The sequence below is a fragment of the Phreatobacter sp. genome (assembly GCF_022843985.1).
GTDB lineage: Bacteria > Pseudomonadota > Alphaproteobacteria > Rhizobiales > Phreatobacteraceae > Phreatobacter.
The window spans coordinates 1-14,486 of the sequence record NZ_JALHMP010000012.1; the positions used below are offsets into that span (position 1 = coordinate 1).

The following is a 14,486-nucleotide window of genomic DNA, read 5'->3' on the forward strand; positions in this document are numbered from 1 at the left end:
CGCCGCCGCATCGCCCTGGTCGCAGCGGCGCAGCGCCAGCTGCCGGCCGCCGTCGCCGCGCGGCGCATGCCGCATCGCGTCGCCAGCCGCACCCGTCCCCTGCGCCACCGCACCTTCACCGGTTTCCAACTGGAGATGCGGCGGGAGAACGGGCCGGACCGCAGCGCCCATGCCGCCGTTCTCGGGCGGCAGACCGGGCCCACGGTCAAGGTCGTCATCGTGATCGGCGACAAGGCCGGCCCGGTCGCGGATGCGGTGAGGATGGTCGCCGACGCCAATCTGTGAGGTCGGTGCCGCCGATTCCGTCATTGATTGCGGCGGCGCGGCGGTCTAGACGGACCCCATTCCCGCCCACGCCTCGAAGGAGCGCCCGATGAAGGCCCGCGTCACCGTCACGCTGAAGACCGGCGTCCTCGACCCGCAGGGCAAGGCGATCGAAGGGGCGCTGAAGAGCCTCGGCATCGACGGCATCGGGTCGGTCCGCCAGGGCAAGGTTTTCGATCTGGAGATCGGCGACATGGACAAGGTGGCGGCTGAGGCGGCGGTCAAGGCGGCCTGCGAGAAGCTGCTGGCCAATACGGTGGTCGAGAACTACCGCATCGAACTGGTCTGATGGGAGCACAGCCGATGAAGGCCGCCGTCCTCGTCTTTCCAGGATCCAACCGCGAGCGCGACATCGCCTATGCGCTCGAACTGACCTCCGGCGTGAAGCCGGCCCTCGTCTGGCACGCCGACAGCGAATTGCCCGCCGGCACGGATCTCGTGGTGCTGCCGGGCGGCTTCTCCTACGGCGACTATCTGCGCTGTGGCGCCATCGCCGCCCGCGCCACGATCATGGACGCGGTGCGCCGGCATGCCGCGCGCGGCGGCCTGGTGCTCGGCGTCTGCAACGGCTTCCAGATCCTCTGTGAAGCGGGCCTGCTGCCGGGCGTGCTGATGCGCAATGCGCAGCTGAAGTTCATCGCCCGCAACGTCCACCTGAAGGTCGAGCGTTCCGACACGCCCTTCACCCGCCGCTACAATGCGGGGGCGGTGATCGAGGTGCCGGTGGCCCATGGCGAGGGCAATTTCATCGCCGATGCCGAGACGCTGAAGCGGATCGAGGACGAGGGCCGGGTCCTGTTCCGCTATTGCGACGCCAGTGGCGCGGTGACGCCCGCAGCCAACATCAATGGTGCGACCAACGCCATTGCCGGGATCGTTTCGGAGAACCGCCGGGTGCTCGGCATGATGCCTCACCCTGAGAACCACGTGGACCCAGCGATCGGCCCCACTGACGGACGCGGCCTGTTCGAGAGCCTCGCCGAGGCGCTGCAGACGGCGTGAGGGTTGGTCCCGGCGCCGCCTTTTGAGCTGCAAAACGGTCAGTGTGTCCTTCGAGGCTCGCCACCGGCCGATGCTGCGCATCGCCGGTGCTCGCACCTCAGGATGAGGAGGGTGGTAGGCTGCATCGACGTCGGATAAGGCCAGGCAGGGTACGGACTGTGAGCCGAAGGGCAAGACACCACCCTCCTCATCCCGAGGTGCGTGCCTGAAAGGCAAGCCTCGAAGGACGCACCTCGATCGTGAAGGGCAACCGACCTGCAGGGTAGCGGCGGCCGAGTTCGACCGCCGGCCACCCCCGAGCGGGCTCACGCCGACAGGCGCATGCGCTTGATCATGCTGGTGATGGCCTTGAAGGCATCGCCGATGCCACCCGAGCTGGTCACGTTGAAGTACATGGACGGGTCCGTGGCGCAGGCGCGCAGCAGGTTCTGGTTGCCATTGATGACGCGCACGGTGAACAGCGTGATCCCCGCGGCCTTAACGGCGTTGCAGGCGAGGGTCGTGCGCGGGTCCATCACCGGGGCGGCCATGGTGTTGCTGAAGGGGACGTAGCGGCTCTCGGTGTTGTCGCCGTCGGTCAGCAGGATCATGTAGCGCAGCACGTCGGGCGAGGATCCCGTTTCGGTGAAGGGCAGGCCGGAGGACATGACGGCGAGGCCCATCTGCATGCCGATGGTGATGTTGGTGGTGCCGACCGGGTTCATGGCGTTGATGGTGGCGCGCAGGGCGGAGAAATTCGTCGTCAGCGGCTGGACCGTCGCCAGCCCGCTATTGGCGCATCTGACGCCGCGATAGCGCGTGTCGCTGGTGGTCGGGGCGGTGTCGACGATGTCATGGGGCTGGTTGCGGTCGGTCAGGCAGCCGGTCCAGGCGGCCTGCGTCGTCACGATGGCGGGCGGCAGGCCGGCGCCGTCGAAGCGCATCCAGGCCTCGTTGCGGAATGTCGTCGGGATGCGGACCTGGTTGACGAAGGGCACCACGGCGATCTTGACCTGATCGGCCGAGACGCGCGCCGCCTCGAGCTCATTGATGAGGTCTATCGCCGCGGTCTTCAGCGCCGCCATCTTGCCGCTTCCGGCCATGGAGCCGGTATTGTCGAGCACCAGGGCGATCTCGATTTTCGGCTCGTTCCAGGAGGTCTGCGACACGACGGACAGCGGCATGGAGGAGACGCCCATCGTCGCGGCGATGGTGGTCTGCAGCGAGCCGGAAATGGCGAGGCGGATGGTGTTGCCATCGCGGGTGACGCCCAAAGTGCCGAGGCTGAGATCGGCCGGCGGGGTGAAATTGCCGGCGAAGGCCCTGTTGGCGGCCTCCTGGAGCCCGGCGGCCGAAAGGCTGCGGGAATCCTTTGCAACCGCCAGAGAGGCGGAATCGAGCGCCGCCTGGATCTGCACCTGCATGCGCGAGACGCGGGTATAGTCGACCGCGGCGCCGACCATGCCGAAGATCGGCAGGGCCGCGATGCTGAAGATCAGCGCCACATTGGCGCGGGTGTCGGACCTGAATCGGGACAGTTTCGCCTGCATCTGTGTCGCTCCCGGACAAACGCCCCGTCCGGCGTCGTCCTCCGGGCATCACAGATCAAATCCCGTGCCTTCCGAGGCGTCCCACATCGGAAAGTGCGCTTCGCCGTTGCGAAACGGGGGCGCGGCAGTTAAGTGCATCGCTTGCGAGACGGGCCCCCGGGACGGACGACGGCATGATCCCCAACGAACCGAAGATCACTCCCGAACTGGTCGCCAGCCATGGCCTCAAGCCGGACGAGTACCAGCGGATTCTCGCGCTGATCGGCCGCGAGCCGACCTTCACCGAGCTCGGCATCTTCTCGGCCATGTGGAACGAGCACTGCTCCTACAAGTCGAGCCGCCTGCACCTGAAGACCCTGCCAACCAAGGCGCCCTGGGTGATCCAGGGGCCGGGCGAGAATGCCGGCGTCATCGATATCGGCGACGGGCTCGCCGCGGTATTCAAGATGGAGAGTCACAACCACCCGAGCTATATCGAGCCCTATCAGGGCGCGGCGACCGGGGTCGGCGGCATCCTGCGGGACGTCTTCACCATGGGCGCCCGGCCGATCGCGGCGCTGAACGCGCTGCGCTTCGGCGACCCGGCCCATCCCAAGACCCGCCACCTCGTGGCCGGCGTCGTCGCCGGCGTCGGCGGCTATGGCAATTCCTTCGGCGTGCCCACCGTCGGTGGGCTGGTCGGTTTCCACACGCGCTATGACGGCAATTGCCTGGTCAATGCCATGGCGGTGGGCCTCGCCCGCACCGACGGCATCTTCTACGCCAAGGCGACCGGCATCGGCATGCCCATCGTCTATCTCGGCTCGAAGACCGGCCGCGACGGCATCCACGGCGCCACCATGGCCTCGGCGGAGTTCGGGGAGGGCGCCGAGGAGAAGCGTCCGACCGTGCAGGTCGGCGATCCCTTCGCCGAGAAGCTGCTGCTCGAGGCCTGCCTCGAGATCATGGAGAAGGACTGCGTCATCGCCATCCAGGACATGGGCGCGGCGGGCCTGACCTGCTCGGCGGTGGAGATGGGCGCCAAGGGCGATCTCGGAGTCGAGCTGCATCTCGAGAACGTGCCGACCCGCGAACCCGGCATGACCGCCTACGAAATGATGCTGTCGGAGAGCCAGGAGCGCATGCTCATGGTGCTGAAGCCGGAGAAGGAAGAGGAGGCCAAGGCCATCTTTCGCAAGTGGGGCCTCGACTTCGCGGTGATCGGCCACACGACGGACACGCTGCGCTTCGTCATCAAGCACCATGGTGTGGTGATGGCCGACCTGCCGATCAAGGAACTCGGCGACGAGGCGCCCCTCTATGACCGCCCGCATGTGGCGAGCCCGGCCCTGCCGGTGATCGCCGCCGGGAGCGTCGCCGCCCCGCTGTCGAACCGCGATGCGCTGCTGAAGCTGGTGGCGACCCCCGAGCTCGGTTCCAAGCGCTGGGTCTACGAGCAATATGACTCGATCATCCTCGGCAATACCGTTCAGCGGCCGGGGGGCGATGCCGCCGTCATCCGCGTCGAGCACGGGCCCAAGGGCCTGGCCATGACTTGCGACGTGACGCCCCGCTATTGCGAGGCCGATCCGGTCGAGGGTGGCAAGCAGGCCGTGGCCGAGGTCTACCGCAACCTGTCGGCGGTCGGCGCGCGGCCGCTGGCCATCACCGACAACCTCAATTTCGGCAATCCGGAGCGGCCGGAGATCATGGGCCAGCTCGTCGGCTGCATCCGCGGCATCGGCGAGGCCTGCCGCGCCCTCGACTTCCCCGTCGTCTCCGGCAATGTCTCGCTCTACAACGAGACCCAGGGTCGGGCGATCCTGCCGACGCCGACCATCGGCGGCGTGGGCGTGCTCGACGACTTCCAGGCCAGCGTCGCGATCGCGCCGAAACAGGCGGGCGAGCAGGTCTTCCTGGTCGGTGCCACGCAGGGCTGGCTCGGCCAGTCGGTCTATCTGCGCGACATCTGCGGCCGGGAGGAGGGCGCCCCGCCGCCGGTCGATCTCACCGCCGAGCGCCGCCACGGCGAATTCGTCCGGGCGCTGATCGGCGAGGGCCTCGCCAGCGCCTGCCACGATGTCTCCGACGGTGGCCTCGCCGTGGCCCTGGCCGAGATGGCGATCAGCTCCGGCATGGGCCTCATCGTCGACAGCCTGGCGCACGACCTGCCGGCCCATGCCTTCTGGTTCGGCGAGGATCAGGCGCGCTATGTGCTCACCGTGCGGGCCGATGATGTCGAGACGCTGGCGACACGCGCTGCCGGGGCCGGCGTCGAACTGACGCGGCTCGGCGTCACGGGCGGGGCCGCGTTGACCCTGCCGGGCGAAGAATCCATATTGGTGAAGGACTTGAAGGATGCCTTCGAGTCGTGGCTCCCCGCCTATATGGCGCGGGCGGCCTGAACCGGAGGTCCCATCCCATGCCGATGGCTGCTGCCGATATCGAGCGGATGATCAAGGAAGCACTCCCCGATGCGCGGGTCGAGATCAAGGACCTGGCCGGCGACGGCGACCATTATGCCGCCACCGTCGTGTCGGAGGCTTTTCGCGGCAAGTCCCGTGTGCAACAACACCAGCTGGTCTATGCCGCCCTCAAGGGCAAGATGGGCGGCACCCTCCATGCGCTGGCGCTCACCACCAGCGCGCCCACCTGACGTCTTGAGCGGCGCTTGGCGCCGCGAGCGAGAGAACCGATGACCACAGCTCACGACAAGATCGATGCCGAGGTGAAGAACAACGACGTGGTGCTCTTCATGAAGGGCACGGCGCAGTTCCCAATGTGCGGCTTTTCCGGCCAGGTCGTCCAGATCCTGGACTATCTCGGAGTTCCCTTCAAAGGCATCAACGTGCTCGATGCCGACGATGTCCGTCAGGGTATCAAGGACTATTCCAACTGGCCGACCATCCCGCAGCTCTACGTCAAGGGCGAGTTCGTCGGTGGCTGCGACATCACCCGCGAGATGTTCCAGTCGGGCGAGCTTGCCGAGCTTCTGAAGTCCAACGGGATTGCTGTCCGCGAGACGACGGCCTGAGCCCCGCGCCCTGCGGACGGCTGAATCGCCTCCCGCAAGGTCACCTTGCCCGGAAGTTGCCATGATCGGCTGCGAGAGGGTTGGTCAGCGGAGGCGACGCGGTCGACCTCCCACTCCGCCGCGCGGCCTCCTTGTCGCGCTGTCCAGGCCGAGACCGGCCAGCCCATGACCGCCAGGCGCGGTCGCAAGCCCGGGACCCCGTCGCCGCATATGACTTTCGCCTCCCCAAACCCTTCCGGTGTCGGACATCGCCTGCGCGCGGGCCAGGTCCTTCTCGGACGACCCGTCGTCCTCGCCGCCTTCGGCCTTCTGGTCGTTGCAGCCCCGGCGGCCCTGGCCCAGCAGGGCATGGGCTTCCAGGCCGGGACAATGCAGGTCGGCGGCGGCGGCCAGCCCCTGAACCTGCTCTCCCCGACCTTCATCGTGCCTGCTCCGCGCAGTGCCGCGCCGCGTGGCGGCCCGATCGCCGGTGCCGTCCCGGCGCCGGTACCGGCCGTCGTGATGACCGCGCCGCTGCCGCTGCCACGTCCCGACGGCGCCCCGCGCCCTGTCATCACCCAGGCCAGCGCGCCGGCCGCCGTCGCAGCCTCCCTGGCGCCGGCCGTAGCCCAGACCGCCGCCCCGGACGCCGCGCCCGTGGCGCCGCCGCTGCTGCGCCCGTCGATGGACGACTGGCCGCAGGACGAGGATCGCGGCCGCATCATCATTCCGGGCGCCTATCAGCGCCCCCAGCCGCAGCCTTCCACCGCCATCGAGGCGATCGCCGCGGTGGCGCCCCAGCAGGCGCCGGCGGCCCTGCCGGCCCGTGCCGTCGCCTTCCATGCGCCGGTGCCGATGGTGCGACCCGGCGCCACCACCGTCGTCCCGGTCTCGACCGGGCCTGCGGCGGTCACCGTCCCGACCCTCGCCGCCGCCTCCTCCACGCCGGTGACGCTCTCGGGCCAGGGCACCGCGACCACGATGGTCGTGCCGTCGGGCCCGGCCGGCAGCCTTCCCGGGGCGCAGCAGGCGATCATTGTCACGCCAACCCCGGCCCGCGGACCGGTCCTCGCGGCCCTGCCGCCGGATGGCGGGGCCCGCGACTGGCCGCGCTACGTGCCGGGCGCCCGCGGGACGGACCGCAATCTCGGCATTGCCGGCGAGCGCGTCATGCCCGATCCCGGGGTGCCGCTGGCCTGCTTGCCGGCTCCCATTCGCCGCGCCCTCAACGATGTCGCCCTGCGCTTCGGGCCTGTCCTGGTGCGTTCGACCCATCGCGGCAGCCGGGCCTTCGTCCGCACCGATGCCTGGCGTGGCTCCTATCATCGCGACTGCCGCGCCGCCGATTTCCGCGTCTCAGGCAATCCGGCGGCGGTTCTCGCCTTCCTGCGCGCCCGCCACGAGCTCGGCGGCGTGAAGCGCTACCGTAACGGCCTGTTCCATATCGACAACGGCCCGCGCCGCTCCTGGTGACGGGCCGCGACCGTCCGAACCATTCGGGTCCGTGATCGGCTCATCATCAGCCTGAATTTGCGGCCGGTCCGGATTTCGGCCAGCTTCCTTCGCGCATTTGCAAGGAGGAACGGATGCTGCTCGTCGGAATGCTGGACAGTCCCTATGTGCGTCGCGCCGCCATCGCCGGCACGGTGCTCGGGATCCCCTTCGAACACCAGTCGGTGTCGGTGTTCCGCCACATGGACCGCTTCCGGGCGATCAATCCGCTGATCAAGGCGCCGTCGCTGGTGGCTGATGACGGAACGGTGCTGATGGAATCCCAGCTCATTATCCAGCACATGGAGGATGTCGCCGGCCGCAGCCTGAGGCCGGCCGATCCGGCGGCGCGGCTCGCCGACCTGCGCGCCACCGCCCTCGCCATCGTCACCTGCGAGAAGGCCATCGCCATCGAATATGAGCGCAAGCGCCCGGAGGCGATCCGCCATGCGCCCTGGCTGGAGCGCGTTGTTGAACAATTGCAGGAGGCGCTGGCCGCCCTCGACATGATCGCGGGCGCGCGCTGGCAGCGCCTGCCGGAGCCCTGGACCCATGGCGCCATCGGCGCGGCGGTGGCCTGGGGCTTCATCCGCTTCACCATCCCCGACGCCGTGGCAGAGGACGCCTTCCCGGCGCTGGCCGCCCATGCCGCCCGCTGCGAGGCGACGGAGGTCTTCCGGCACTGGCCGATCGACCGCGAGAGCCCGTGAGGGGATTGAACGGAACGGGTTTGTAGCTTATTAGCTACATCGTGGTCCAGATTCGACAAACGGCCATCTTTGCGAGCTGGTTCCGTTCGCTGCGGGACCAGACCGTGCGTGCCCGGATCATGGTTCGAATCGACAGACTTGCCCTGGGCAATCCCGGTGACGTGGCGCCAGTCGGGGAGGGTGTGTCTGAACTCCGGGTCCATGTCGGGCCGGGTTACCGGATTTATTTCACCAGGCGTGGCGAGGAGATCGTCATGCTGCTGTGTGGTGGCGACAAGAGCAGCCAGGCCAAGGATATCGAGGCGGCCCGGCGTCTGGCGCAGGAGGAGCGGAAGGCATGACCGTCGAGACCCGTCCCTGGGACACGTCCGAGCACCTCGACACGCCAGAGGCGATCGCTGCCTATCTGGAAGCCGTATTGGAGGAACATGATCCCTCCCTCTTCACCCACGCCCTGGGGCAGGTGGCGCGCGCCCGCGGCATGAGCCAGATCGCCGCCGATGCGGGCCTGTCAAGGGAAGCTCTCTATCGCGCCCTCAGCCGTGATGGCGATCCGCGCCTCAGCACGCTGTCGGCGGTCATGAAGGCACTCGGGGTGAGGCTGACTGTCGAGCCTGCCGGATAGGGCCGGTGCCACCGCTGCAGCGCTGCCACCGACCCATCGACCGATCGGTTTTGCTACGATGCCCCAACGCAAAAGGCCGCCCGGAGGCGGCCTTTCCGTTCCTGCCAGGGCAGGGAAAAATCAGCGCGAATAGAACTCGACGACCAGCGAGGGTTCCATCTGCGTGGCGTAGGGGACCTCGGAGAGGGTCGGCACGCGCGACAGCTTGGCGGTGCCCTTGCCGTGGTCGACGTCGAGATAATCCGGCACGTCGCGCTCGCCCGACTGGACGGCTTCCATGAACAGGATCATCTGGCGCGAGGTGTCCTTCACCTCGACCACGTCACCGACCTTCACCTTGTAGGAGGGGATGTTGACGCGGCGACCATTGACCTTGACGTGGCCGTGGTTGACGAACTGGCGGGCGGCGAAGACGGTCGGGACGAACTTGGCGCGATAGACCACCGCGTCGAGGCGGCGCTCGAGCAGGCCGATCAGGTTCTCGCCGGTGTCGCCCTTGACGCGCACGGCCTCGGTATAGGTGGCGCGGAACTGCTTCTCGGAAATGTTGCCGTAATAGCCCTTGAGCTTCTGCTTCGCCTTCAGCTGGGTGCCGAAGTCGGAGACCTTGCTCTTGCGGCGCTGGCCGTGCTGGCCGGGGCCGTATTCGCGGCGGTTGACCGGGCTCTTCGGGCGACCCCAGATATTCTCGCCCATGCGGCGATCGATCTTGTATTTGGCAGCGTGACGCTTCGACATCGCGTGTCCCTTATTCGTTTGCGTTCGATAGGAGACGCGCCCTCCTCTTGTCCGGCCGGTCAGAAGAAATGCCAGGGCATTTCCCGACCGGATCCCATCTCGAATTTCCGCGCCTCGAGAGGCAAAAATCCGAGAGTCATGCCAAAGGCGAAATGCACTGGCATTTCGATGCCTTTGGCACCCGAAGACACGACAGATCGACCATGAAGGTTGATCGCGGGTGCGCAAACCTGCCGCATCGCCGTGAAGCGATCCGTCAGGAAGCGGGGTCCATACCCGCGACGCCGCGCGATGTCAATGAAGCGGCAGGGGCTCGACCCGGGTTTCGGCCAGGCCGAAGCGCTGGAAGACCGCGGACAGGCTCGCCAGCGCCGCGCCGCCGGTGAGGAGGGCAGTGGCCATGGCAGGCGCGGCGGCGACCGGACCTGCCGGCCCGAGGATCTGCGTCAGGCGACGGGCGATGGCGGGGGCGGGATCGATCCACTCCACCGGCCAGGGCGCCAGTGCCCGGAAGGTGTCGACCAGCAGCGGATAGTGGGTGCAGGCCAGCGCGACGGCATCGGTGCGGCGATGGCCCTCGGCGACGAAACAGGGGGCGATCTCGGCGGCGATGGCGGCGTGGTCGGCCGGCTCGCCGCGCATCGTCGCCTCGGCGAGGCCGGCGAGACGCGGCGAGCCCACAAGCGTGACGGCGCAGCCCGCGCCATAGGTGGCGACGAGCGCCTTCGTATAGTCGCGGGCGACCGTGCCGGGGGTGGCGAGGATGCTGACCATGCGGCTGGCCGAGCCCTCGCAGGCGGGCTTGATGGCCGGGACCGTGCCGACGAAGGGCAGGGCGAAGCGGGCCCGCAGATGCGGCAGGACCAGCGTCGAGGCGGTGTTGCAGGCGATGACCACGCAGTCGGGGGCATGGGCGGCGATCAGCCGCTCCATCACCGCCAGGACGCGGGCGACGAGATGATCCTCGCCAAGGGCGCCGTAGGGAAAGGCGGCATCATCGGCACAATAGACAAAACGCGCATCGGGGCGTGCCCGCGCCAGTTCACGGTGGACGGTGAGGCCACCGAGCCCGGAATCGAAGACAAGGATGGTCGGCGGGCGGCCGGCGAGATCAACGCTGGGGGTTGGACTGAGTTTCATGCCGGCCAGGGGATCGAAGGCGATACGCATCACGCACCTTCATGCAGCTTTGGCTGTGAGAATGGGCGGAATTCTGGCGGCAAAGCGTTAAGGTTTAGCAAGCGTTCGGGGTTTTGCCGGCAACAACGCTGATGCGCGCGGCGGCGGCGTTGACGCCTCCGGCCATCGCGTCCATTCAATCGACAACCTTGAGGGGAGGACCAGCATGCACCAGACACCGAAGCCCTATGAGCTCGCCAAGCGCCTGCGCGCCGGCGAAAGCCTGTTCACCGCCTGGATGAGCATTCCCGAGCCGCTGATCGCCGATCACGTGGCGCGCGAGGGCTTCGACGCCGTCACCTTCGACATGCAGCACTCCTCCATCGACCTGCTGTCGGCGATGCGCGGCATCTCGGCGGTCAACCATGCCGGCAAGCCGGCCGGCGTGCGCATCGCCCTCGATGCCTTCGGCGACGGGGCCCGTCTCCTCGATGTCGGTGCCGAGATCATCATCGCGCCGATGATCAATTCGGTTGCCGATGCCAAGAAATTCGCCTCGGCGGTGAAATACCCGCCGCTCGGCGACCGTTCCTGGGGCGGCAACCGGTTCCAGCAGCTCACCGGCATGAACCCGCAGGACTATCTGCGTCAGGCCAATGAGATGACCGTCACCCTCGCGATGATCGAGACGACGGCCGCTCTCGCCGCTGTCGACGACATCCTCGCCGTGCCGGGCATCGACGGCGTCTTCGCCGGTCCCTCGGACCTCTCCATTACCCTGCTCAAGGGCGAGAAGCTCGACCCGAACCATCAGGTGGTGCGGGACGCCTTCGCCAAGATCATGGCGGCGGCGAAGAAGGCCGGCAAGCTCACAGGTTGCTATGCACCGAGCCCGGAGCGGGCCAGGGAACTCGCCGCCGAGGGCTGGGGCTTCATTACCCTGATCAACGACAGCCTGATGCTGCGCGGCGGGGCGCAAAATGCGCTGAAGGTCGTGCGCGGCTGACATTGGAGGACGCGCCGAGGCCGGCGATTGACCGGCCTCAATGCGCGGCGGACCGGAATCTGTGAGGAGACACCATCCCCCGGTATCCTGGGTGGAGTGACTCCATGCGCAATCTCTTCGTTCTCATGTTCATGCTGGCCGCGACCGTCTTCGCTGGCGCCTTCATGGTTGTCGTGGTGGCCACCCCATCGCTCTATGACCAGGGCATGGTGTTGATCCCGGTGGCGGCGGGGCTCGGCGTCGTCCTCGCCATTCCCGTCGCCTGGTTCGTGGCCCGCGCCATCAGCCAGGCCTCGAAGCCGATCTGAGGGCTCAGTCCAGCGTCCTGAGGAAGCCGGCGAAACGCATCAGCCCCTCCGGCCAGGGACCATGGCCCGAAGCGGTGTTGATATGGCCTGCATCGCCGGCATCGGACAGCGCTGCCCCCCAAGCATAGCCGAAGTCCTCGGCGCGCTCATAGGCGCAGTGCGGGTCGGTGCGGCTCGCCACCAGCACCGAGGGGAAGGGCAGGGGATCGCGCGGGATCGGCGCGAAATGGCGTTCGACCTCGGGGATGTCAGCATGATCCTCGACGTCCGGCAGCCCGACCAGGAATGCGCCGCGCACCACACCCTCGGGAAAGAGCGGCGCGGCATGGGCGATGGTCACCACCCCCAGCGAATGGCCAACGAGGATCACCGGGCGCGAGCAGGAGGCGACGGCGGTCGCCAGATTGTCGATCCAGCGGTCCTTTTCCGGCTTGTGCCAGTCGCCGAGATGGACTCGGCGCGCCGTCGGGAGCTTCGCCTCCCAGCGGGACTGCCAGTGGTCGTCGCCGGAGTTCGTGGAGCCAGGGACGATGAGGATGTCGGCGTCGGCGGTGCGCATGGGTCAGAGAACTTCCACGGATTCGACGCCGGCCGACCGGCGCAGCTTGACGTCGAGGGTTGCGAGCGGGATGCCGCGCCGCATGGCGAGCTCCAGGTAGCAGGCATCATAGACTGACAGATGGTGTTTCCCGGCCAGGGCAGCCACCGCTCCCCAAGGCGCTGCAGCACCCTGATGATCGACCGTGACCTCGACCCTGGCGAACTCGCTCAGGAGAAATGTGAGGGCATCGCGATCGAACCGGCCGCGGCGCTGGGCTTGCAAAGCGCCGTTGATCACTTCCATGCGCCAAATGACCGGGACGACCGCCCCCGTCGTCAGCGCCTCGCCGACCAAGGCCGCCGCTCCCGAGACCATCTCGTCAGGCAGGAAGGCCGCGAGTGCGTAGGAGGCGTCGAGCACGAGCGGCATGTCACCGCCGGCCTTCGTCGCGCCAGGCGAGGATATCCTCGACCGTCACCTGCCCACCTTTGACCACGCCGGGCTGTGCGAGACGCGCGCGGATGCGCTGGAAGGCGCCGATCCCGGGGTTGATCGCTTCGTCCCGGTCCGGCACGAGCCGCGCGATCCGCTTGCCGTTCCGCGTGATCTGCACCTCCTCGCCCCGCTCGACGCGGTCGAGGAGTTCGGACAGTCTCTGCTTGGCTTCGAAGGTACCGACGACAGTCACGGACGACATCCTATCCAGACGATCTGGATAGTATCATGGCGCCGGTCGGCCGTCACGCCGCGCCGAAGACGCGCCTGAAGATGGTGTCGACGTGCTTCAGATGGTAGCCGAGGTCGAATTTTTCCTCGATCTCCGCCTCCGACAGCGCGGCCCGCACCTCCGGGTCGGCCTTGAGCAGGGTGAGGAAGTCGCCCTCGCCGCGCCAGACCGGCATGGCATTGCGCTGGACCAGCCGGTAGGACTCCTCGCGGGAGACGCCCTTCTGGGTGAGGGCCAGCAGCACGCGCTGGGAATGGACGAGGCCGCCGAGGCGGTCGAGGTTCTTCTGCATGTTGGCCGGATAGACCAGCAGCTTGTCGATGACGCCGGTGAGGCGGACCAGCGCGAAGTCGAGGGTCACGGTCGCATCCGGGCCGATCATGCGTTCGACGGAGGAGTGGGAGATGTCGCGCTCGTGCCAGAGGGCGACGTTCTCCATGGCCGGCAGGGCCATGCCGCGGACGAGGCGGGCAAGCCCCGTGAGGTTCTCGGTGAGGACCGGATTGCGCTTGTGCGGCATGGCCGAGGAGCCCTTCTGGCCCTCGGAGAAGTACTCCTCCGCCTCCAGCACCTCGGTGCGCTGGAGGTGGCGGATCTCGGTGGCGAGCCGCTCGATGCAGGAGGCGACGACGCCGAAGGTGGCGAAGACCATAGCGTGACGGTCGCGCGGGATGACCTGGGTGGAGACAGGCTCGACCTTGAGGCCCATGGCTTTGGCCACATGCTCCTCCACCCGTGGGTCGATCTGGGCGAAGGTGCCGACGGCGCCGGAAATGGCGCAGGTGCGCACCTCCTCGCGGGCCGCCGCGAGGCGGGCGAGGCAGCGGTCGAACTCGGCATAGGCCTGGGCGAGCTTGAGGCCGAAGGTGGTCGGCTCGGCGTGGATGCCGTGCGAGCGGCCGATGGTCGGCGTCATCTTGTGCTCGAAGGCGCGGCGCTTCAGGGCCGCCAGCAGCGCCTTGACGTCATCGATCAGCAGGTCGCAGGCGCGCACCAGCTGCACATTGAAGCAGGTGTCGAGCACATCGGAGGAGGTCATGCCCTGGTGGACGAAGCGCGAGTCGGGGCCGATGAATTCGGCGAGGTGGGTGAGGAAGGCGATGACGTCGTGCTTCACCTCGCGCTCGATGGCATCGATGCGGTCGACGTCGAAGGTGACGTCCTTCGCCCTGGCCCAGATGTTGGCGGCCGATTCCTTCGGGATGACGCCGAGCTCGGCAAGGGCGTCGCAGGCATGGGCCTCGATCTCGAACCAGATGCGGAACTTGGTCTGCGGGTCCCAGATGGACGTCATTGCGGCGCGGGAATAGCGCGGGATCATGGGACGGGCCTCGGCGATGTCGTGGACCGGCGCGGCTTAGCAGGGATGGGCCG

The 14,486-nt window shown here is 67.9% G+C and carries 19 protein-coding genes; 12 read left to right on the plus strand and 7 right to left on the minus strand.

All coding sequences use genetic code 11. The annotated features are described in order from the left end of the window. The 3 genes from Q0C57_RS10100 to purQ form a co-directional block, all read left to right on the plus strand. Nucleotides 1–285, plus strand: a 285-nt coding sequence (locus Q0C57_RS10100) for a hypothetical protein (protein ID WP_296575802.1), incomplete at its 5' end; no start/stop codon positions are given. Between the two features lie 88 nt (nt 286–373). Further along, the gene (gene purS, locus Q0C57_RS10105; RefSeq protein WP_296575804.1) at nt 374–613 is read left to right on the plus strand and encodes a phosphoribosylformylglycinamidine synthase subunit PurS; all 240 of its coding nucleotides are present in this window, start codon (nt 374–376) and stop codon (nt 611–613) included. Between the two features lie 14 nt (nt 614–627). Beyond that, nucleotides 628–1,326 carry a phosphoribosylformylglycinamidine synthase subunit PurQ gene (gene purQ, locus Q0C57_RS10110; protein ID WP_296575806.1) on the plus strand — a complete coding sequence of 233 codons (699 nt, stop codon included), beginning with the start codon at nt 628–630 and terminating at the stop codon, nt 1,324–1,326. Between the two features lie 305 nt (nt 1,327–1,631). On the opposite strand, the gene Q0C57_RS10115 is transcribed toward purQ, so the two are convergent. Then, nucleotides 1,632–2,855 carry a pilus assembly protein gene (locus Q0C57_RS10115; RefSeq protein WP_296575808.1) on the minus strand — a complete coding sequence of 408 codons (1,224 nt, stop codon included), beginning with the start codon at nt 2,853–2,855 and terminating at the stop codon, nt 1,632–1,634. Between the two features lie 173 nt (nt 2,856–3,028). On the opposite strand from Q0C57_RS10115, the gene purL reads away from it, so the two are divergent. The 7 genes from purL (at nt 3,029) to Q0C57_RS10150 (ending at nt 8,673) form a co-directional block, all read left to right on the plus strand. Then, the gene (gene purL / locus Q0C57_RS10120) at nt 3,029–5,239 is read left to right on the plus strand and encodes a phosphoribosylformylglycinamidine synthase subunit PurL (RefSeq protein WP_296575810.1); all 2,211 of its coding nucleotides are present in this window, start codon (nt 3,029–3,031) and stop codon (nt 5,237–5,239) included. A gap of 17 nt (nt 5,240–5,256) precedes the next feature. Then, a complete protein-coding gene (locus Q0C57_RS10125; RefSeq protein WP_296575811.1) occupies nt 5,257–5,490 on the plus strand; it encodes a BolA family protein in 234 nt (77 codons plus the stop codon). A gap of 39 nt (nt 5,491–5,529) precedes the next feature. Beyond that, nucleotides 5,530–5,868: a Grx4 family monothiol glutaredoxin gene (gene grxD / locus Q0C57_RS10130; protein WP_296575814.1), complete on the plus strand. Its 339-nt coding sequence runs from the start codon at nt 5,530–5,532 to the stop codon at nt 5,866–5,868. Between the two features lie 165 nt (nt 5,869–6,033). Further along, on the plus strand, nt 6,034–7,320 hold the full coding sequence (locus tag Q0C57_RS10135; RefSeq protein WP_296575817.1) for a D-Ala-D-Ala carboxypeptidase family metallohydrolase: 1,287 nt from the start codon (nt 6,034–6,036) through the stop codon (nt 7,318–7,320). A gap of 113 nt (nt 7,321–7,433) precedes the next feature. Beyond that, entirely contained in the window at nt 7,434–8,048 is a 615-nt protein-coding gene (locus Q0C57_RS10140) for a glutathione S-transferase family protein (protein ID WP_296575820.1), read from the plus strand. A gap of 41 nt (nt 8,049–8,089) precedes the next feature. Beyond that, the gene (locus Q0C57_RS10145) at nt 8,090–8,389 is read left to right on the plus strand and encodes a type II toxin-antitoxin system RelE/ParE family toxin (RefSeq protein WP_296575823.1); all 300 of its coding nucleotides are present in this window, start codon (nt 8,090–8,092) and stop codon (nt 8,387–8,389) included. Then, complete coding sequence (locus tag Q0C57_RS10150) at nt 8,386–8,673, plus strand: addiction module antidote protein (protein WP_296575825.1); 288 nt, start codon at nt 8,386–8,388, stop codon at nt 8,671–8,673. The genes Q0C57_RS10145 and Q0C57_RS10150 overlap by 4 nt, the downstream gene beginning before the upstream one ends. 120 nt (nt 8,674–8,793) lie before the next feature. Here Q0C57_RS10150 and rpsD read toward each other — a convergent pair whose 3' ends face one another. Next, complete coding sequence (gene rpsD, locus Q0C57_RS10155; protein WP_296575827.1) at nt 8,794–9,411, minus strand: 30S ribosomal protein S4; 618 nt, start codon at nt 9,409–9,411, stop codon at nt 8,794–8,796. A gap of 294 nt (nt 9,412–9,705) precedes the next feature. Then, the gene (murI, locus tag Q0C57_RS10160) at nt 9,706–10,581 is read right to left on the minus strand and encodes a glutamate racemase (RefSeq protein ID WP_296575830.1); all 876 of its coding nucleotides are present in this window, start codon (nt 10,579–10,581) and stop codon (nt 9,706–9,708) included. Nucleotides 10,582–10,756: 175 nt separating this feature from the next. Here murI and Q0C57_RS10165 point away from each other — a divergent pair, with 175 nt between their 5' ends. Both Q0C57_RS10165 and Q0C57_RS10170 read left to right on the plus strand, forming a co-directional pair. After that, nucleotides 10,757–11,536, plus strand: a complete 780-nt coding sequence (locus Q0C57_RS10165; RefSeq protein ID WP_296575832.1) for an aldolase/citrate lyase family protein — start codon at nt 10,757–10,759, stop codon at nt 11,534–11,536. 104 nt (nt 11,537–11,640) lie between these two features. Continuing rightward, on the plus strand, nt 11,641–11,844 hold the full coding sequence (locus Q0C57_RS10170) for a hypothetical protein (protein WP_296575835.1): 204 nt from the start codon (nt 11,641–11,643) through the stop codon (nt 11,842–11,844). Nucleotides 11,845–11,848: 4 nt separating this feature from the next. Here the strand turns inward: Q0C57_RS10170 and Q0C57_RS10175 are convergent, their stop codons facing one another. The 4 genes from Q0C57_RS10175 to purB are packed head-to-tail and all read right to left on the minus strand — an operon-like array spanning nt 11,849 to nt 14,433. Then, nucleotides 11,849–12,403 carry an alpha/beta hydrolase gene (locus tag Q0C57_RS10175; protein ID WP_296575838.1) on the minus strand — a complete coding sequence of 185 codons (555 nt, stop codon included), beginning with the start codon at nt 12,401–12,403 and terminating at the stop codon, nt 11,849–11,851. A gap of 3 nt (nt 12,404–12,406) precedes the next feature. Beyond that, nucleotides 12,407–12,814, minus strand: a complete 408-nt coding sequence (locus tag Q0C57_RS10180; RefSeq protein ID WP_296575841.1) for a type II toxin-antitoxin system VapC family toxin — start codon at nt 12,812–12,814, stop codon at nt 12,407–12,409. Nucleotide 12,815: 1 nt separating this feature from the next. Further along, a complete protein-coding gene (locus tag Q0C57_RS10185) occupies nt 12,816–13,082 on the minus strand; it encodes a type II toxin-antitoxin system Phd/YefM family antitoxin (protein WP_296575843.1) in 267 nt (88 codons plus the stop codon). Between the two features lie 43 nt (nt 13,083–13,125). Next, on the minus strand, nt 13,126–14,433 hold the full coding sequence (purB, locus tag Q0C57_RS10190; RefSeq protein WP_296575845.1) for an adenylosuccinate lyase: 1,308 nt from the start codon (nt 14,431–14,433) through the stop codon (nt 13,126–13,128). Nucleotides 14,434–14,486: the final 53 nt, after the last annotated feature.